Genomic DNA, 18611 nt, shown 5'->3' on the forward strand with positions numbered 1-18611 from the left:
GCTCCCCGCTCCGTACGACGGGGCGGCGGCGGTCAACTGCCGGCCTCCACGTCCGGAACGACCTCCCTCAGCTGCTCGACGCTGATCGCGCCCGCCCGCAGCACCACCGGCACCTTGCCGGTGACGTCGACGATGGTGGAGGGCGTGCCGTAGTCGGCCGTGCCGCCGTCCAGGTAGATCGAGACCGCGTCGCCGAGCTGCGACTGGGCCTCGTCGCAGGTGGACGGGGACGGGCCGCCGGTCTTGTTGCCGGAGGAGACCGCGAGCGGGCCGGTGGCGTTCAGCAGCTCCAGGGCGACCGGGTGCAGCGGCATCCGGACCGCGACGGTGCCCCGGGTCTCGCCCAAGTCCCAACGCAGCGACGGCTGGTGGCGCGCCACCAGGGTCAGGCCGCCCGGCCAGAACGCGTCCACCAGCTCCCAGGCCTGCTCGGAGAAGTCGGTGACCAGCCCGTGCAGCGTGGTCGGCGACCCGACCAGCACCGGCGAGGGCATGTTCCGCCCCCGGCCCTTGGCCGCCAGCAGCGCGGCGACCGCCTCCGGCGAGAAGGCGTCCGCGGCGATGCCGTACACGGTGTCGGTCGGCACCACGACCAGTTCCCCGCGGCGGATCGCCGTGGCGGCCTCACGCAGCCCGCTCGCGCGGTCCTGGGCGTCGGAGCAGTCGTATCGGCGGCTCATCGGAGCAATCCCCTTCCGGTGGTGTCAGTGGTACGTACAGCGGGGCCGTGCTTGCAGTGGGGCCGCGCCTACAGCGGAACGCGCCTGGCCGTCGTGCTGTGCTCGATGTTCACAACGAGACCCTTCGGGCTGTTGTGAAGCGCGGCCGGTTGTTCAGGTCCCGGTGGTCGGCGGCGTCCGTCCAGCCGCCCTCCTCGCGGAAGATCCACGGGACCTGCCCGCCCTGGGTGTCCGCGTGCTCGATCACCACCGCGCCGCCGGGCCGCAGCAGCCGGGCCGCGACGCGTTCGATGCCGCGGATGGTGTCGAGGCCGTCCTCGCCGGAGAACAGCGACATCTGCGGGTCGTGGTCGCGGGCCTCGGGGGCGACGTACTCCCACTCGGTGAGCGGGATGTACGGCGGGTTGCTGATCACCAGGTCGAAGCGGCCGTCCCAGCCGCGGTCGTCGGCGAAGGCCTGGGTGGCGTCGCCCTGGTGCAGGTGGACCCGGGCCCGGTCGGGGCTGGCCTCGACGTTGCGCCGGGTGTAGGCCAGGGCGCCCTCGTCGAGCTCGAAGGCGTGCACGGTGGAGCGGGGCAGTTCCTGGGCGAGGGCCAGCGCGATCGCCCCGGAGCCGGTGCACAGGTCGACCACCAGCGGCTCGGCCACGTCCATCGCGCGGACCGCGTCTATCGCCCACTCGACGACCGTCTCGGTCTCCGGCCGGGGAACGAACACCCCGGGGCCGACCTCCAGTTCGAGGTAGCGGAAGAACGCCCGCCCGGTGATGTGCTGCAGCGGCTCGCGCTGCTCGCGGCGGGAGACCGCCTCCCAGTACCGGGCGTCGAAGTCCCCGTCCGGCACGGTGTGCAACTGGCTGCGCTTCACCCCGTGGACGTGCGCCGCCAGCTCCTCCGCGTCGAAGCGCGGCGAGGGCACGCCGGCCGCGGCCAGGCGCTGGGTGGCCTGGGCCACCTCGGCGAGCAGCAGGTTCATCCCTCGGGCCCCTTAGGCTCAGTTCTCCTGGGCGGCGGCCAGCTTGGCCGCGGCGTCGGCGTCCACGCAGGACTGGATCACCGCGTTCAGGTCGCCGTCCAGCACCTGGTCCAGGTTGTACGACTTGAAGCCGGTGCGGTGGTCGGAGATGCGGTTCTCCGGGAAGTTGTACGTCCGGATCCGCTCGGAGCGGTCCACGGTGCGGACCTGGCTGCGGCGGGCGTCGGACGCCTCCCGCTCGGCCTCCTCCTGCGCGGCGGCCAGCAGCCGCGAACGCAGGATGCGCATCGCCTGCTCCTTGTTCTGCAGCTGGCTCTTCTCGTTCTGGCAGGACGCCACGATACCGGTCGGCAGGTGGGTGATCCGGACCGCGGAGTCGGTGGTGTTCACCGACTGCCCGCCGGGGCCGGAGGAGCGGTAGACGTCGATCCGCAGGTCGTTGGCGTGGATCTCCACCTCGACCTCCTCGGCCTCCGGGGTGACCAGCACGCCCGCGGCGGAGGTGTGGATGCGGCCCTGCGACTCGGTCGCGGGCACCCGCTGCACCCGGTGCACGCCGCCCTCGTACTTCAGCTGCGCCCAGACGCCGTGGCCCGGCTCGGGGTTGCCCTTGCTCTTGACCGCCACCGAGACGTCCTTGTAGCCGCCGAGGTCGGACTCGTTGGCGTCGATGATCTCGGTCTTCCAGCCCAGCCGCTCGGCGTAGCGCAGGTACATCCGCAGCAGGTCACCGGCGAACAGCGCGGACTCCTCGCCGCCCTCGCCCGCCTTGACCTCCAGGATGACGTCCTTGTCGTCGTTGGGGTCGCGCGGCACCAGCAGCAGCCGCAGCTCCTCGGTCAACTCCTCCTGCCGGGCCTCCGAGGCCTTCGCCTCCGCGATGAAGTCCGGGTCCTCGGCGGCGAATTCGCGCGCGGCGGCGATGTCCTCGCCGGCCTGCTTCCAGGCCAGGTACGTCCGGGTGATCGGGGTCAGCTCGGCGTAGCGCTTGGCCAGCTTGCGGGCGTTCGCCTGGTCGGCGTGCACCGACGGGTCGGCCAGCCTCTTCTCGAGGTCGGCGTGCTCGACGAGGAGCTCTTCGACTGCCTCGAACATCGGTCTGTCCTACTTCCGTGAGTGTGCCGCGGGGTGCTGGAGGGGGGAGACGCGAACGGCGCCGGCCCGGACGCCTCCGTGACGAGCACGGGGGCGTCCGAGACCGGCGCCGTGGAAGCGCTAGGCCTTGCCGCCGGAGAGCTTCTTGCCGAAGCGGGCCTCGAAGCGGGCCACGCGGCCACCGGTGTCGAGGATCTTCTGCTTGCCGGTGTAGAACGGGTGGCAGTTCGAGCAGACCTCGGCGCGGATCTCGCCGCTGGTCTCGGTGGAGCGGGTGGTGAACTCGTTGCCACAGGTGCAGGTCACCTTGGTGAGCACGTACTCCGGGTGAACGTTGGACTTCAAGGGATTCTCCTAGCTGATCGGGAGGGCACCGGGTCGGCGGACTGGGCAGCCGCTCGTGAACCGGGACCGACGGACCAGTGTGCCAGCACTGCCCGCTTCTTCCCAAACCGGGAGGCGGATCCGACTATTCCGCTCCCCCGCGCACCGTCGTCGCCCGCCCGCTCGCGCTCGCGCCCGTACTCGGATCCGCACTCGCACTCGCACGCGCCGAGGCGGACGGACCGCCGGACGGGGTGGCCTGCGCCGGGTTGCCCGGCTGCTCCTGGAGCACCGACTGCGGCACCGCCCGGTCCTCGCGCAGCGCCGCCCACAGCTGCTGGACGTCCGGGGCCTTGGGCACCACCCGGTTGGGGTCGCTGACCGCGTACGCCACCGGCAGGGTGACCATGGTGAGCTGGTCCGGGCCGATCTTCTTGAGCGTCTGCGCCATGCCGACCAGCGCGTTCACCGAGGCGAGGTCGGAGTCGGTGGTCAGCGAGTTGGTCAGCCGGTCGCCGAGCTTCCACATCGCCACCGGGTTGGAGGCCAGGCCGAGCGAGCCGACCTGCCCGAGCATCGCCCGGACCATCTCCTTCTGCAGCTCGATCCGGCCCAGGTCGCTGCCGTCACCGATGCCGTGCCTGGTCCGGACGAAGGCCAGCGCCTGCTGCCCGCCCAGGTGGTGGTCGCCCGGATCCAGGTGCAGCCCGCTGTCCGGGTCGTCGATCGCCACCGTGGTGGTGACGTCCACCCCGCCGATCGCGTCGATCATCGCGGCGAACCCGGCGAAGTCCACCTCGACGAAGTGGTCCATCCGCATCCCGGTGAGCTGCTCGGCGGTCCTCACCGCGCAGGCCGGGCCGCCGACCTCGTACGCGGAGTTGAACATCGCGCTGCGGACCGCCGGGACCTGCTTGCCGTCGGTGCCGGTGCAGGCCGGGCGGGGCACCAGGGTGTCGCGGGGTATCGAGACCACCGAGGCGGCGGTGTGCGCCTGGTTGACGTGCACCACCATCGCGGTGTCCGAGCGGGCGGTGTCGCCGGTCTCGCCGCCCGCCAGGCTCCCGTTGGCGCCGGAACGCGAGTCGGAGCCCAGCACCAGCACGTTGAACGCCCCGCCGGTGGAGGCGGGCGGCCGGGCGGTGCCCAGCTGGCCGGAGATGTCGACGCCGCGGATGTTCCCGTTCAGCTTCCAGTAGGCGAGGCCGCCCAACCCGGCACCGACCAGGACGAGGCCGGCCAGGGCGATCAGCGCGATCCGCAGCCCGCGGCGGCGGGTGGGGCGGTGCTCGGTGTCCTCGGCCATATCGCCTCTTTTCGCCCTCAGTGCGACCTTTCGAGCATAAGTGACACGCCCGGACGGTGGACTGTTTCCCGCTGCGGCCCGGAAAACGCCGCGGACCCCGCCCCGCCTCGACGGCGGTGCGGGGTCCGCGGCGGTCGCCGCTACCGGGGTCAGTCGCCCGAACCCGGGGTGTTCTTCGCGATCTGCATCAGGAACTCGGCGTTCGACTTGGTCTGCTTCATCTTGTCCAGCAGCAGCTCGATCGCCTGCTGCGAGTCCAGCGCGTGCAGGACCCGGCGGAGCTTCCAGGTGATGGCCAGCTCCTCGTGGCCGAGCAGGATCTCCTCCTTGCGGGTGCCGGAGGCGTCCACGTCGACGGAGGGGAAGATGCGCTTGTCCGAGAGCTTCCGGTCGAGCTTGAGCTCCATGTTGCCGGTGCCCTTGAACTCCTCGAAGATCACCTCGTCCATCCGGGAGCCGGTGTCGACCAGCGCGGTGGCGAGGATGGTCAGCGAGCCGCCGTTCTCGATGTTGCGCGCGGCGCCGAAGAACTTCTTCGGCGGGTACAGCGCGGTCGAGTCGACACCACCGGACAGGATGCGGCCGGAGGCGGGCGCGGCCAGGTTGTAGGCGCGGCCCAGGCGGGTGATGGAGTCCAGCAGGATCACCACGTCGTGGCCCAGCTCCACCAGGCGCTTGGCGCGCTCGATGGCGAGCTCGGCGACGGTGGTGTGGTCCTCGGCCGGGCGGTCGAAGGTCGAGGAGATGACCTCGCCCTTCACCGACCGCTGCATGTCGGTGACCTCTTCCGGACGCTCGTCCACCAGGACGACCATCAGGTGGCACTCGGGGTTGTTGTGGGTGATCGCGTTGGCGATCGCCTGCATGATCATGGTCTTGCCGGTCTTCGGCGGGGCCACGATCAGACCGCGCTGGCCCTTGCCGATCGGCGACACCAGGTCGATGATCCGGGTGGTCAGCACGCCCGGGTCGGTCTCCAGGCGGAGCCGCTCCTGCGGGTACAGCGGGGTCAGCTTGCCGAACTCGGGGCGGCCGCGGCCGCTGTCCGGGTCCATGCCGTTGACGGAGTCCAGCCGCACCATGGCGTTGAACTTCTCGCGGCGCTCGCCGTCCTTGGGCTGGCGGACCGCGCCGGTGATGGCGTCGCCCTTGCGCAGGCCGTGCTTGCGGACCTGCGCCAGCGAGACGTAGACGTCGTTCTGGCCGGGCAGGTAGCCCGAGGTCCGGACGAAGGCGTAGTTGTCGAGGATGTCCAGGATGCCCGCGACGGGGATCAGGACGTCGTCGTCGCTCAGCGGGACCTCGGGGCCGGCGGTGCCCTCGAAGCCGTCGCGGCGGCGGCCTCGGCGGTCGCGGTAACGGCCGCGGCGGCCGCGGCGGCCGTCGCCGAACTCGTCGTCGTCGTAACCGCCCTGCTGCTGGTGGGCGTTGCCGCCGCCCTGCTGCTGGGCACCGCCCTGCTGCTGGTTCTGCTGGCGGTCGGCGCGGCCCTGGCCGCCGTCCTGCTGCTGGCGGTCGCCGCCCTGCTGGCGGTCGGTGCGGTCGCGCTCGCGGCGGTTGCGGCGGTCCCGGCGGGACTCGCGCACCTCGCCGTCGCCCTCGGCCGCGGGGGCCTCGGTGCGCTCGGTGCGCTCGGTGCGGTCGCGGCGGTCGCGGCGCTCGCGGCGCTCGGCGCGGGCCTCGCCCTCGGCGGCGGCCGGGCGCTGCGCCTCGGTCCTGGCCTCGGCGGGGGCCTGCTCGGTGGCGGTGGCCGCGGCGGCCGCGGCGGCCTCGGCGGTCGGGGCGCCGGCCGCGGCGGTGGCCCGGCGGCGCGGGCGCTCGGCCCGGGCGGCGGCGGCCGCGGTCTCGGCGGCGGCCTGCACCGGGATCTCGATCTGCGCCTGCGGCTGCGGCTCGGTGGCGGCGGCGGTGCGGGTGCTGCGGCGGGCGGGAGTCCGCGGCGGAGCCGCCGACTCGCCCTGCTCCTCGGCCGGGGCGGCCGGGGCGGCCTCGGCGGCGGGCGCGGCCTTGGCGGCCTTCTTCGCGGCCGGAGCGGTGGCGCCGGGGGCGCCCGCGAGCAGCGGGTCCCCGCCGCTCTTCTCCTTGATGGCCTCGATCAGCTGGCCCTTGCGCAGTCGCCCGGTGCCGCTGATCCCGAGGGACGAGGCGAGCTTCTGGAGCTCGGCCAGCACCAGGCCGTCCAGGCCGGCGGCGGCGGTACGACGGCGTCGCGCCGGAGCCGCCGGGGCGGCCGCGTCCGACGCCTCGGCGTCCGGGCGCGCGCCCATCAGATCGGTGGTGTCGCTCACTAAGGGTCCTTCCCTGGAGCGGACGTCGGCCTGTCTGGCACGGCGACCGGTTGTGCTGTCCTGGCCGGCGACTCTTTGCGCTGGTCAGGGGCTGGATTCCCGTGGAAGGCTGGTCCTTCCGGGGAGCTGCGAAGTGCGGTGCACTGTGGTGCGAAGCGGCGCGGACGGCCGGTTCTGGTGCCGACCTCGCTGCGCCTGTTGATGCCCGGGCCCCCGTCGCGCGGCGGCACTGCGGGCCCCAGCCCGGCCGAGCCTCGCTACTGCGGAGGCTGGGGGTGGGAGTCCGGTGCCGTCACGGCTTCGGGATGGGCCGCAATCGCGCAGGCAGGCTGCGTACGCGCTGTGGCGAGCTCCCGGAGAATCGTGCTCCCGAGCTTCCGGCCCCCGTGCGGACGGGGGAACGGGATCGGGATGCCTCGCACCGGCGCCCGGAGGGCATCTGGTGCAGCAATGAGGTTAACACTACCTACCCCCTGACACATTCCCCAGCCCTTTGGTTGTCAATCGTGTCCGTCTCACATGTCGAGCGGCAGCACGGTGGCGCCGGTGCGGTCCAGCTCCAGCCGGTGCGCCGCGAACTGCGCACCTGCGAAGTTCAGGACCTTCCCGACGTGCGTCTCGTCGGTGAGCGCGAGCACGGTCGGTCCGGCACCCGAGATGACGGCGGGGACGCCCTCGGTGCGCAGGGCGGCGACCAGGGCGGCGCTGTCCGGCATCGCGGAGGCCCGGTAGTCCTGGTGGAGCCGGTCCTCGGTGGCGGTGAGCAGCAGCTCCGGGCGGCGGGTGAGCGCCTCGACCAGCAGGGCGGCGCGGCCCGCGTTGAGGGCGGCGTCGGCGAGCGGCACGGTCTTGGGGAGCAGGCCGCGGGCGGTCTCGGTGAGCACCTCGGTGGACGGGATGAACACGACCGGCACGACCCGGTCGGAGGGGTCCAGGGTGATGGTGCGGGCACCGCCGTCCTCGGTCCAGGCGACGGTGAAGTTGCCGCGCAGGCAGGCCGCGACGTTGTCGGGGTGGCCCTCCAGCTCGGAGGCGAGGGCCAGCAGCGCGTCGTCGTCGAGCGCGGAGGCGCCGCCGATGGTGACGGCGCGGGCGGCCACGATGCCGGCGCAGATCGCGGCGGACGAGGAGCCCAGGCCGCGACCGTGCGGTATCCGGTTGGCGCAGACCACTTCGAGGCCGCGGGGCTGGCCGCCGAGCCGGTCGAAGGCGGCCCGCATCGAGCGGACCACCAGGTGGCGCTCGTCGCGGGCGAGGTTCTCGGCTCCCTCGCCGGCGATGTCCACGGTCAGGCCGGAGTCGGCGACCCGGACCACCACGTCGTCGTAGAGCCCCAGGGCGAGGCCGAAGGCGTCGAAGCCGGGGCCGAGGTTGGCGCTGGTCGCGGGGACGCGGACCCGGACGGCGGCGGCGCGGAACGCGGGACCGGCCATGCGGTGGACACACTCCTGAAAAGGTGGGGGGATCTCAGGCCCGGACCATCCGGACGACGGGGCCTGCGGCGGTACGGACGGCGGGGTCTCGAAAGGGGCGCGCAGCACGGCGCGGCCCGCCGGGGTCAAGCGTATCGAAGAGAGGTTCCGGAGCGGTACACCCTGCTCGGCTCCGATCTTCCGTGTTGCCGCAAGCAGCGGAAAAGCGCCGGTGGGTTGACCGGAAAACGGCGGCGGGGGGGCCGGCCCGGGGGGGGGGGCCCCCCCCCGGGGGGGGGGGGGGGGGGGGGGGGGGGGCCCCCCCCCCCCCCCCGGGTCGACGCCGGGTCGGCGCGACCTCCGCCGTCAGTCGAGCAGGCCCAGGCGGCGGGCCGCCTCCTCCGGGTCGACCGGGACGACCTGGGGCTGCGGCGCGCCGGCCACCGCCCAGTCCGGGTCCTTGAGGCCGTTGCCGGTGACGGTGCAGACGATCCGCTGGCCGGGGTCGACCAGGCCGGCGTCGGCCTTGGCCAGCAGGCCGGCCACCGAGGCGGCGGAGGCGGGCTCCACGAAGACGCCCTCCTGCGCGGCCAGCAGGCGGTAGGCGGCCAGGATCTGGCGGTCCGTCACCTTGTCGATGAGGCCGCCGGAGTCGTCCCGGGCGGCGAGCGCGTGGTCCCAGGAGGCCGGGTTGCCGATCCGGATCGCGGTGGCGATGGTCTGCGGCTTGAGCACCGGGGCACCGTCCACGATCGGGGCCGAGCCGGACGCCTGGAAGCCCCACATCCGGGGGGTGCGGGCGGCCAGGCCGTCCGCGGCGTACTCGCGGTAGCCCTTCCAGTAGGCGGTGATGTTGCCCGCGTTGCCGACCGGGAGGACGTGGATGTCCGGGGCGTCGCCGAGCATGTCGACGATCTCGAAGGCGGCGGTCTTCTGGCCCTCGATGCGCACCGGGTTGACCGAGTTGACCAGCGCGACCGGGTACTTCTCGGAGAGCTCGCGGGCCAGCGTCAGGCAGTCGTCGAAGTTGCCGTCGACCTGCAGGATCCTGGCGCCGTGCACCAGCGCCTGGCCCATCTTGCCGAGCGCGATCTTGCCCTGCGGGACGAGCACGGCGGAGACCATCCCGCCGCGCACCGCGTAGGCGGCGGCGGAGGCGGAGGTGTTGCCGGTGGACGCGCAGATGACGGCCTGGGCGCCGTCCTCCTTGGCCTTGGAGATGGCCATGGTCATCCCGCGGTCCTTGAAGGAGCCGGTCGGGTTGGCGCCCTCGACCTTGAGGTAGACGTCGCAGCCGGTGCGCTCGGAGAGCACCTGGGCGGGGACGAGCGGCGTGCCGCCCTCCAGCAGGGTCACCACGGGGGTGGAGTCGGAGACCGGGAGGCGGTCGCGGTACTCCTCGATGAGGCCGCGCCACTGGTGGGTGTGGCTGCCTCGGGCAATCACGGCGTTCATTGGTTTTCCTTATTCCCCTTCGACCCGCATGATGCTGGCCACGTCGCGCACGCTGTCCAGTGCGCGGAGCTTGTCGACCGTCGCCGACAGGGCGGCGTCGGTGGCCCGGTGGGTCACCACGACGAGGGCGGCGTCGCCGTCGCGGCCCTGCTGGCGGACGGTGTCGATGGACACGCCGTGGTCGGCGAAGACCGAGGCGACCTGGGCGAGCACGCCCGCGCGGTCGTCCACGTCCAGGCTGACGTGGTAGCGGGTGACCACCTCGTCCATCGGCTTGGCGGGCAGCGCGGCGTACACCGAGTCGCCGGGGCCGGTGGCGCCGTCGAGCTTGTTGCGGCAGACCGCGACCAGGTCGCCGAGGACCGCGGAGGCGGTGGGCGAGCCGCCCGCGCCGGGGCCGTAGAACATCAGCCGGCCGGCCGCCTCGGCCTCCACGAAGACCGCGTTGTAGGCCTCGCGGACGGAGGCCAGCGGGTGGCTGAGCGGGATCATCGCCGGGTGGACCCGGGCGGTGACCGAGGCGCCGTCGGCGGCCCGCTCGCAGATCGCCAGCAGCTTGACCACGCAGCCCATCTGCTTGGCGGAGGCGATGTCGGCGGCGGTGACCTCGGTGATGCCCTCGCGGTAGACGTCCGCGGCGGTGACCTTGGTGTGGAAGGCGATCCCGGCCAGGATGGCGGCCTTGGCGGCGGCGTCGAAGCCCTCCACGTCGGCGGTCGGGTCGGCCTCGGCGTAGCCCAGCGCGGTGGCCTCCTCCAGCGCCTCGGAGTACCCGGCGCCGGTGGAGTCCATCTTGTCGAGGATGAAGTTGGTGGTGCCGTTGACGATGCCCAGCACCCGGTTCACCTTGTCGCCCGCCAGCGACTCGCGCAGCGGGCGCAGCAGCGGGATCGCCCCGGCGACGGCGGCCTCGTAGTAGAGGTCGACGCCGGCCGCGGCGGCCGCGGCGTGCAGCTCGGCGCCGTCCTTGGCCAGCAGCGCCTTGTTGGCGGAGACCACCGAGGCGCCGCCCGCGAAGGCTTTCAGGATCAGCGACTTGGACGGCTCGATGCCGCCCACGACCTCGATCACCACGTCGACGTCCTCGCGCCCGACCAGGGCCTCGGCGTCGGTGGTGAGCAGGTGCTCGGGCACCCCCGGGCGGGGGCGGCCGGCCCGCCGGACCGCGATGCCCGCGAGCTCGACCGGGGCGCCGATGCGCGCGGCGAGGTCGTCGGCCGTCGTCGTCATGATGCGCGCCACCTCGGAGCCCACCACACCACAGCCCAGCAACGCCACCTTCAGCGGGCGCGTACGCATCATCCGACTCCGCTCTGCATTCTTCGGTCCCCGCCGGGGTGTTCCGTCGGCCCCGGGGGCTTGTCTGTGGTCACCAGTCTCCGGGACTTTCCGCACGGATCTACGGCCGGTCCACGTTCTGAGACGAAAATTTCGTCAGCCGATATCGAGCCGCAGGAGATCCTCCTCCGTCTCGCGGCGGACGATCACCCGGGCCGATCCGTCCGCGACGGCCAGCACGGGAGGCTTGAGGGCGTGGTTGTAGTTGCTCGCCATCGAGCGGCAGTAGGCGCCGGTCGCGGGAACCGCGATCAGGTCGCCGGGGGCCAGGTCGGCGGGCAGGAAGGCGTCCCGGACCACGATGTCGCCGGACTCGCAGTGCTTGCCGACCACCCGGACCAGCATCGGCTCGGCCTCGCTGGTGCGGGAGACCAGCGCCACCGAGTACTCGGCGTCGTACAGCGCGGTGCGGATGTTGTCGGACATGCCGCCGTCCACGCTGACGTAGGTGCGCAGGCCCTCCAGCACCTTGACGGTGCCGACCTCGTACAGCGTGAACGCGGTCGGGCCGACGATCGCCCGGCCGGGCTCGACGGAGATCCGCGGGGGCGTCAACTCGGCGGCGGCGCACTCGCGCCGGACGATCTCGCTGAGCGAGGCGGCGATCTCGGCGGGCTCGCGCGGGTCGTCCTCGGCGGTGTACGCGATGCCCAGGCCGCCGCCCAGGTCGACCTCCGGCAGCTCCACGCCGTGCTCGTCGCGGACCTCGGCCAGCAGGCCGACCACCCGGCGGGCGGCGACCTCGAAACCGGCGAAGTCGAAGATCTGCGAGCCGATGTGCGAGTGGATGCCGCGCAGCTCCAGCGAGGGCTTGGCCAGCACCCGGCGGACCGCCTCGGCGGCCAGGCCGCCGGAGAGCGAGAGGCCGAACTTCTGGTCCTCGTGCGCGGTGGCGATGAACTCGTGGGTGTGCGCCTCGACGCCGACGGTGATCCGGATCAGCACCGGCTGCCGGACGCCCTGCGCCCCGGCGATCTCCGCCAGGCGGTCGATCTCCTGGAAGGAGTCGACCACGATGTGGCCGACCCCGGCCTTCACGGCCTGCTCCAGCTCCTGCACCGACTTGTTGTTGCCGTGCAGCGCGATCCGCTCCCCCGGCATCCCGGCCGCCAGCGCCACGTGCAACTCGCCCGAGGAGCACACGTCGACGTTCAGCCCCTCCTCGTGCAGCCAGCGCACCACGGCCTTGGACAGGAACGCCTTGCCCGCGTAGTACACGTCGGCGCTGTCGCCGAAGGCCTCCCGCCAGGCCCGGGCCCGGGCCCGGAAGTCGGCCTCGTCCATCACGTACGCGGGGGTGCCGAACTCGGCCGCCAGGGTGCGCACGTCGACGCCGCCGACGGTGGCGACGCCCTCGGCGTCGCGGCCGACGGTGCGCGACCAGACCTTGGGGTCGAGGGCGTTGAGGTCGGCCGGCGGGGCCTGGTAGTGGCCCTCGGGCAGCACGTCGCCGTGACGGGGGCCGGCGGGGTGGGCGGAGCGACTCATCTCTGGAAACTTCCTCGACCTATGGCGAGGGGCGGCCACCGGTCTCCGTCGACCGGTCGCCGCCCCCAGCTGTGCTGCGCTTCGGGGGGTTGGTGCGTTACATCCGCTCGGGCGCCGAGACGCCCAGCAGGCGGAGGCCGTTGGCCAGCGTCGTTCGCGTGGCGTCGGCCAGCCAGAGGCGGGCGTGCGTGAGGTCGGTGACCTCCTCGTCGCCCTTCGGCAGGATCTGGCAGTTGTCGTAGAACCGGTGGTAGGCGCGGGCCAGCTCCTCCAGGTACGTGGCCACGTGGTGCGGCTCGCGCAGCTCGCCCGCCTTGGCCAGCACCCGCGGGAACTCGCCGAGCTGGCCGAGCAGGTCGTTCTCCCACTCGGAGCTCAGCAGCTCCGGTTTGAAGTCCGCGCTGCGCTCGATGCCCTTCTCCACGGCGTTGCGCTGCACCGCGCTCATCCGGGCGTGCGCGTACTGCACGTAGTAGACCGGGTTCTCCCGGGACGTGCTGGTCACCAGGTCGATGTCGATGGTGATGGTGGAGTCGGTGGACTGCCGCACCAGCATGTAGCGGGCGGCGTCCACGCCGATCCAGTCGATCACGTCGTCGATCGTGATGATGTTGCCCGCGCGCTTGGAGAGCCGGACCTCCTTGCCGTCGCGCAGCATCTTCACGAACTGGCCGATCATCACCTCGATGTTGCGGTCCATGTCGTCGCCCGCGCAGGCCGCGATGGCCTTCAGGCGGTTGACGTAGCCGTGGTGGTCGGCGCCGAGCATGTAGACCGAGACCTCCGCGCCGCGGTCCCGCTTGCTCAGGTAGTACGCGGCGTCGGCGGCGAAGTAGGTGGTCTCGCCGTCGGCCTTGATCAGGACGCGGTCCTTGTCGTCGCCGAAGTCGGTGGTGCGCAGCCAGATCGCGCCGTCCCGGTCGAAGACGTGGCCCTGCTCGCGCAGCCGCTCGATGGCCTTCTCGACGGCGCCGGAGTCGTGCAGGGTCTGCTCGGAGAACCAGGTGTCGAAGTGCACGCCGAACTCGGCCATCGAGCGCTGGATCTCGGCGACCATCAGCTTGAGGCCCTCGGTGCGGAACGCCTGGAGCTGCTCGTCCTCGGGCAGGTCGAGCACGCCGGGCAGGCCGTCGGTGACGGCCTTGGCGATGTCGGTGATGTACTCGCCGACGTAGCCGTCCTCGGGGACGGGCTGCCCGTTGGCGGCGGCCTTGAGCGACTTGGCGAACTTGGTGATCTGCACGCCGGCGTCGTTCAGGTAGTACTCGGTGGACACCTCGGCGCCGGTCGCCTTCAGCACCCGGGCCAGCGAGTCGCCGACCGCGGCCCAGCGGACGCCGCCGATGTGGATCGGGCCGGTCGGGTTCGCCGAGACGAACTCCAGGTTGATCTTCAGGCCCTTGAGCGCCTCGTTGCGGCCGTACGCCTCGCCCGCCTCGACGATGGTGCGCGCCAGCTCGCCCTGGGTCGCGGCGTCCAGCGTGATGTTCAGGAAGCCCGGACCGGCGATGTCGACCTTCGCGACGCCGCCGATCTCTCGCAGACGCCCGGCCAGGATCTCCGCGACGGCTCGCGGCGGCCGACCGGCCGGCTTCGCGAGCTGGAGGGCCACGTTGGTGGCGTAGTCGCCGTGGTCCCTGTTCTTGGGCCGCTCGACCGTGACGTGCTCGGGCACGTCGACGGTCAGCTCGCCGGCCTGGACGGCGGCGCTGACGGCGGCCTGGACTGCCTGGGAGAGTTCTGCGGGTGTCACGGTGCCCAGCCTAGGCGAGACGGGGTACCCGACCGCCACCCGGTTGGCCCGCGACGGCGCGCGTCGTCCCTCCGGGCGTGCTTCGTGTCGTCGGACGTCGGTGCTGGCGGGCACATCTCACGGGCGCGGGTCGTCCGGCCGGACGAGTTCCTGCGACTGTTCGCTCAGAGCTGAATCGCGGGAGGTTTTCCGGAGGGCCTGCGGAGGTGCCGGGGGCGGGCTCCCGAAGTCGTAGGCGAACCGCCGCCCGACCGGGGCCGGGACGATCGGGCCGGCCGGGCCCGCCGTCGGGTCGGCCGACGACGCCGACCCCGCCCGCAGCCGCCGCACCAGCGCGACCAGCTCCGCCGGGTCGAAGGGCTTCGCCAGGTAGCCGTCCACCCCCACCGACTCCCCGCGCTCCAGGTCGGCCGGGGTGCAGGCGCTCACGATCGCGATCGGCAGGTGCGCGGTCTCCCGCGCGGCCCGCAGCCGGGCCGCCGTCCGCAACCCGTCCAGCCGGGGCATCACCACGTCCAGGGTCACCACGTCCGGCGCGACCCGGCGGACCACCTCCAGGCACTCGGCACCGTCGGCGGCGGTCACCACCTCGAAGCCCTCCAGCTCCAGGTTGACCCTGATCAGTTGGCGGATCACCTCGCTGTCGTCCACCACGAGAACCCGCCCCGACGTCGCCGCCACCTCACCGAGGGTAGCCGCGCCCCGCCCCCCGCGTCCGGCCTTTCGGCTACTTGCCGGTCACCCGCTGACGGGCCGTCGGGGCGGGCCGGAAGAACCCTGTGCAAACACGTGCGCTTTCTTTGGTAGTGTTTCCCGTGTCAGGCCGGGCCGCCCCGAAAAGCGGCCCAGGCCCCCGTAGCTCAGGGGATAGAGCACCGCCCTCCGGAGGCGGGTGCGTAGGTTCGAATCCTACCGGGGGCACAAGAGCGTGACGAAGGCCCAGGTCGGCGGAGTTGATCCGCGGACCTGGGCCTTCGGCGTTCCCGGGGTGCGTCGGCGGGCGGAACGGCCGCGGGGCGGGCCGTCGGGGTGTGGCAGGGTGGCCGGGTGATGATCTCTCCCGAACAGGTCCGACTGGTCTCCGGGGCGTCCGCCCCGATCCTGCTGCTGGGTGGTGCGCCCGTGCACGGTGCGCTGCCGGTGCTGCGGGTCGTGGACGGGGCGGTGCCCGGGTTGGAGGGGTGGTCGGTGTTCGCCCGGTTGACGATGTGCGTGCTGGACGGGCCCGGCGACGCGGGGTGCCTCTTCCCCACCCTCGGCGGGTCGTTCGGGACCGACGGGGTGGCCCAGTGGTGCGGCGAGGTCGAACGGGCCGGTGGTGCACTCGTGGTGTCGCTGGCCGACGCCGCGGAGCTGGCCGGGCCGATCGACTGGTCCGCCCTGCTGGACGGCGGCTCGCACGGCGGGTTCGCCCCGACGGCGGGCTGAGAGCGGCGGGCTGACGGCGGCTCAGCCCGGCCCGGGCCTGCGGTGCTCACCGCGCAGCACGGGTCGTGCGATCCGGGGGCCCGGGGAACGGCGGGCTCGGGGCTGCCGGCGGTGCACTGCTCTTGCCTGCCGTTGCTTCGGGTGCTGTCCTACGGCCCGAAGCAGCACGAACCTCCGATGGACTCCGGCCGCCGACAGCTCGGACTCGCCGTTCCCCGAGCCCCTGGAGGGGCTCCCTGACGGGGCTCTCGTCAGCCGGCCTCGGCCAGGAGGTCGGCGATGGTGTGGTCGAAGGCGGCGCTGTAGGAGATGTCGTCGGTGGCGCCGCCCTGTTGGTAGCCGCCGATGACGCCGATGACCTGTCCGGTGGCGGCGTCGATGAAGGGGCCCCCGCTGGTGCCGCCGGGGAAGGCGGGGCAGTCGATGCGGCGCTGGTAGGTGTCCTGGCGGCTGGTGGTGTTGGTGCAGACGATGGGGAGTTCGGTGCCCGCGGGGTAGCCGTAGAGGCGGGCCCGGACGGTCCAGGCGGCGTCGGTGCCGAGGGGGTTGCCGCCGAGGGCGTCCTCGATCTGGTGGCCGTCGTTGGGGGCGACGGCCAGGATCGCGAAGTCTTCGTCGGGGTCGTTGTCGGCCCGCCAGCCGTCCGGGGTGTAGACCTTGGTGACCTGCCAAGTCCCGTACGGGGCCTGGCCGTTGCGGTAGCCGGGGACGAAGGTGGTGCCGCTCGCGCCGGACAGGCAGTGGGCGGCGGTGAGGATCAGGTTGCGGCCGGGGCTGTCGATGACGCTGGCGGTGCAGAAGTGGTTGCCGGGGGCGGTCGGGCCGGAGAACAGGGCGCCGACCCGGCGGGACTCGGCGTTGTCGGGGGCGGTGGTGGTGACGCCGAGCGGGACGTCGGGGGGCGCGGTGGGCGGGGCCTGCCGGGTGGGGCCGGCGGCGGGGGTGCCCTGCTGCACCACGGGGGCGGGGGCAGGGGCACTGGATGAGGGTGAGGGGGAGGGAGAAGAGGACGGGGACGGGGATGGGGAGGGGGACGGGGAAGCGACGGCGGTGGCCGCGGCGGTGGCGGCCAGGGCGACGCTGTCGCTGCCGGGGCCTCCGGCGCCGTGCAGGCGGACGGTGAGCACTCCTGCGGCCGCCATCACCCCGACGGCGCCGACGGCGAGGAAGGAGGTGAAGGCGACCGGCCGCACGGTGCGGCGCTCCTCCGGCCCGGTGTGTCGTCCCATCTCGTTGCCCCGCTCCCGCTGCTCATGGTCGTGGCGGCGCCCGCGCCGCGGTTCCGGCGCGGGCACCTGTCGCACGCCGCCTGCCCCCAATATCCGCCGTCGAACTGGGAAAGCCGTCATCACTGCCTGGGAGGCCCGTGAGTTTTCCCGCGGCGTGCAGCACAGCAGCGTCCCACGCCCGGGGGCGGGCCGCCGACTGCGACACCCGCCCGCGGCCCCGCCCGGGGCCCGGCCGGGCCCGGGGCTCAGACCGTGGCGCGGGCCGCCGCGGCGGCGTCCTCGCCCCGGGCCTCGCCGGGGGCCGGACGGTGGTTGATCATCAGGAAGGCGATCACCGCGGCGGCCAGCAGGATGGCCATCGCGACGGTGGTGGCGACGGCGTAGCCGTGCACCGCGCCCTGGGCCTGGACCAGCGGGTCGGTGGGGTTCCGGGCGGCCAGGTAGGTGGCGGTGACGCTGGCGGCGATGGTGTTGAGCAGGGCGGTGCCGATCGAGCCGCCGACCTGCTGGGCGCTGTTGATGATGGCGGCGGCGGCGCCGGTCTCCTGCGGGGCGACGCCCAGGGTGGCCAGGCTCATGGTGGGCATGAAGACCAGGCCCATGCCGAAGCCGAGCAGCAGTTCGGCGGGCAGCACCATGGTGGGGTAGGGACTGTCGACCCTGATCTGGGTGAGCCAGGCCATCCCCCCGGCGCCGAGCAGCAGGCCGGGGACGACCAGGTTGCGGGTCGGGACGCGGGTCATCAGCCGGGAGGCGAGGCCCGCCGCGCTGATCACGATGGCGGCGGTCATCGGCAGGAAGGAGACGCCGGCCTTGATCGGCGAGTAGCCCTTGATCACCTGCAGGTAGTAGGTGAGGAAGAGGAACAGGCCGAACATGCCGATCACGGCGAGCCCGACGGAGAGCGCGCCGCCCGCCCGGTTGCGGTCGCTGATCAGGTGGATCGGCAGCAGGGCGTGCTCGGTGCGGCGCTCGACCAGGGCGAAGACCGCGAGCAGGGCGACGCCGACGCAGAGCGCGGTGAGCACCAGCCAGTCGTCCCAGCCGCGGGAGACCGCCTCGGAGGTGCCGTACACGATGGCCAGCAGGCCGCCGCAGCCGAGCACCGCGCCGGGCAGGTCGAGCCGGACCCGGCGGGAGCGGTCGATGTGGTCGCGGACCAGCAGGTAGTACGCGCCGATGCCGGTGACGATCGCGATCGGGATGTTGACGTACAGGCACCAGCGCCAGGACAGGTACTCGGTGAGCAGTCCGCCGGTGATCAGGCCGATCGCCGCGCCGCCGCCGGCCAGGGCGCCGAAGATGCCGAAGGCGGTGGCGCGTTCGCGCGGGTCGCGGAAGGTGACGGAGAGCAGGGAGAGCGCGGACGGGGCCAGCAGCGCGCCGAAGGCGCCCTGGAGGGCGCGGGCGGCGAAGAGCACGGCGCCGGTGGTGGCGAAGCCGCCGATGCCGGAGGCGAGGGCGAAGCCGAGCAGGCCGACCATGAAGGTCCGTTTGCGGCCGAAGAGGTCGCCGATCCGGCCGCCGAGCAGCAGCAGGCCGCCGAAGGCCAGCGTGTAGGCGGTGATCACCCACTGCCGGTTGCCGTCGGAGATGTCCAGCGCCTTCTGCGCGGACGGGAGGGCGATGTTCACGATCGTCGCGTCGAGGACGATCATCAGCTGGGCGATGGCGATGACTGCCAGGGCCCACCAGCGACGCGGGTCGGCCTCGGAGGTCTCGGGGACGTGCTGGGGGGTCACCGTGGGGCCGCCTTCCGCAGGATCGGGAGTGGGGCTGGGCGCGTACGGCGCTCTTCCCAGGGAAACCCCCGAACGGGACGGCGGCAAGGCGGATTGT

The 18611-nt window shown here is 73.1% G+C and carries 15 protein-coding genes and 1 tRNA gene; 2 read left to right on the plus strand and 14 right to left on the minus strand.

The window, feature by feature from the left end:
• Positions 1-32: 32 nt before the first annotated feature.
• The 12 genes from ACFY00_RS07460 to ACFY00_RS07515 form a co-directional block, all read right to left on the minus strand.
• Positions 33-680 carry an L-threonylcarbamoyladenylate synthase gene (locus tag ACFY00_RS07460; protein ID WP_388028227.1) on the minus strand — a complete coding sequence of 216 codons (648 nt, stop codon included), beginning with the start codon at positions 678-680 and terminating at the stop codon, positions 33-35.
• Positions 681-789: 109 nt separating this feature from the next.
• Complete coding sequence (gene prmC / locus ACFY00_RS07465) at positions 790-1656, minus strand: peptide chain release factor N(5)-glutamine methyltransferase (RefSeq protein ID WP_388028229.1); 867 nt, start codon at positions 1654-1656, stop codon at positions 790-792.
• A gap of 18 nt (positions 1657-1674) precedes the next feature.
• Positions 1675-2751, minus strand: a complete 1077-nt coding sequence (gene prfA / locus ACFY00_RS07470; protein WP_388028231.1) for a peptide chain release factor 1 — start codon at positions 2749-2751, stop codon at positions 1675-1677.
• A 120-nt stretch (positions 2752-2871) separates the two neighbouring features.
• Entirely contained in the window at positions 2872-3096 is a 225-nt protein-coding gene (gene rpmE, locus ACFY00_RS07475; protein WP_033214688.1) for a 50S ribosomal protein L31, read from the minus strand.
• A 124-nt stretch (positions 3097-3220) separates the two neighbouring features.
• Entirely contained in the window at positions 3221-4381 is a 1161-nt protein-coding gene (locus ACFY00_RS07480) for an LCP family protein (RefSeq protein WP_388028232.1), read from the minus strand.
• A gap of 149 nt (positions 4382-4530) precedes the next feature.
• Complete coding sequence (gene rho, locus ACFY00_RS07485) at positions 4531-6669, minus strand: transcription termination factor Rho (RefSeq protein ID WP_388028234.1); 2139 nt, start codon at positions 6667-6669, stop codon at positions 4531-4533.
• A gap of 515 nt (positions 6670-7184) precedes the next feature.
• A complete protein-coding gene (gene thrB / locus ACFY00_RS07490; protein ID WP_388028237.1) occupies positions 7185-8102 on the minus strand; it encodes a homoserine kinase in 918 nt (305 codons plus the stop codon).
• 345 nt (positions 8103-8447) lie between these two features.
• A complete protein-coding gene (thrC, locus tag ACFY00_RS07495) occupies positions 8448-9536 on the minus strand; it encodes a threonine synthase (protein ID WP_388028239.1) in 1089 nt (362 codons plus the stop codon).
• 9 nt (positions 9537-9545) lie between these two features.
• Complete coding sequence (locus ACFY00_RS07500; protein ID WP_388028242.1) at positions 9546-10838, minus strand: homoserine dehydrogenase; 1293 nt, start codon at positions 10836-10838, stop codon at positions 9546-9548.
• 132 nt (positions 10839-10970) lie between these two features.
• Positions 10971-12362: a diaminopimelate decarboxylase gene (gene lysA, locus ACFY00_RS07505; protein WP_388028244.1), complete on the minus strand. Its 1392-nt coding sequence runs from the start codon at positions 12360-12362 to the stop codon at positions 10971-10973.
• Positions 12363-12459: 97 nt separating this feature from the next.
• The gene (gene argS / locus ACFY00_RS07510; protein WP_388028247.1) at positions 12460-14115 is read right to left on the minus strand and encodes an arginine--tRNA ligase; all 1656 of its coding nucleotides are present in this window, start codon (positions 14113-14115) and stop codon (positions 12460-12462) included.
• Positions 14116-14232: 117 nt separating this feature from the next.
• Positions 14233-14796 carry a response regulator gene (locus ACFY00_RS07515; RefSeq protein WP_388028249.1) on the minus strand — a complete coding sequence of 188 codons (564 nt, stop codon included), beginning with the start codon at positions 14794-14796 and terminating at the stop codon, positions 14233-14235.
• 168 nt (positions 14797-14964) lie between these two features.
• Between ACFY00_RS07515 and ACFY00_RS07520 the strand changes: the two genes are divergently transcribed.
• Both ACFY00_RS07520 and ACFY00_RS07525 read left to right on the plus strand, forming a co-directional pair.
• A tRNA-Arg gene (locus ACFY00_RS07520) sits at positions 14965-15036 on the plus strand.
• Positions 15037-15165: 129 nt separating this feature from the next.
• Complete coding sequence (locus ACFY00_RS07525; RefSeq protein WP_388028251.1) at positions 15166-15543, plus strand: hypothetical protein; 378 nt, start codon at positions 15166-15168, stop codon at positions 15541-15543.
• 251 nt (positions 15544-15794) lie between these two features.
• Here ACFY00_RS07525 and ACFY00_RS07530 read toward each other — a convergent pair whose 3' ends face one another.
• Both ACFY00_RS07530 and ACFY00_RS07535 read right to left on the minus strand, forming a co-directional pair.
• On the minus strand, positions 15795-16772 hold the full coding sequence (locus ACFY00_RS07530) for a trypsin-like serine peptidase (RefSeq protein ID WP_388028254.1): 978 nt from the start codon (positions 16770-16772) through the stop codon (positions 15795-15797).
• Between the two features lie 245 nt (positions 16773-17017).
• Positions 17018-18514, minus strand: coding sequence for an MFS transporter (locus ACFY00_RS07535; protein WP_388028256.1), 1497 nt, complete (start codon positions 18512-18514; stop codon positions 17018-17020).
• Positions 18515-18611: the final 97 nt, after the last annotated feature.

Origin of the sequence: Kitasatospora sp. NPDC001540 (assembly GCF_042894345.1) — a bacterium.
Lineage (GTDB): Bacteria > Actinomycetota > Actinomycetes > Streptomycetales > Streptomycetaceae > Kitasatospora > Kitasatospora phosalacinea_C.

Bases quoted from the DNA above. Each gene is read 5' to 3' on its own strand.
- ACFY00_RS07460 (WP_388028227.1), bottom strand. From the start codon at position 680: ATGAGCCGCCGATACGACTGCTCCGACGCCCAGGACCGCGCGAGCGGG.
- prmC (WP_388028229.1), bottom strand. From the start codon at position 1,656: ATGAACCTGCTGCTCGCCGAGGTGGCCCAGGCCACCCAGCGCCTGGCC.
- prfA (WP_388028231.1), bottom strand. From the start codon at position 2,751: ATGTTCGAGGCAGTCGAAGAGCTCCTCGTCGAGCACGCCGACCTCGAG.
- ACFY00_RS07480 (WP_388028232.1), bottom strand. From the start codon at position 4,381: ATGGCCGAGGACACCGAGCACCGCCCCACCCGCCGCCGCGGGCTGCGG.
- thrB (WP_388028237.1), bottom strand. From the start codon at position 8,102: ATGGCCGGTCCCGCGTTCCGCGCCGCCGCCGTCCGGGTCCGCGTCCCC.
- thrC (WP_388028239.1), bottom strand. From the start codon at position 9,536: ATGAACGCCGTGATTGCCCGAGGCAGCCACACCCACCAGTGGCGCGGC.
- ACFY00_RS07500 (WP_388028242.1), bottom strand. From the start codon at position 10,838: ATGATGCGTACGCGCCCGCTGAAGGTGGCGTTGCTGGGCTGTGGTGTG.
- lysA (WP_388028244.1), bottom strand. From the start codon at position 12,362: ATGAGTCGCTCCGCCCACCCCGCCGGCCCCCGTCACGGCGACGTGCTG.
- ACFY00_RS07525 (WP_388028251.1), top strand. From the start codon at position 15,166: ATGATCTCTCCCGAACAGGTCCGACTGGTCTCCGGGGCGTCCGCCCCG.
- ACFY00_RS07530 (WP_388028254.1), bottom strand. From the start codon at position 16,772: ATGGGACGACACACCGGGCCGGAGGAGCGCCGCACCGTGCGGCCGGTC.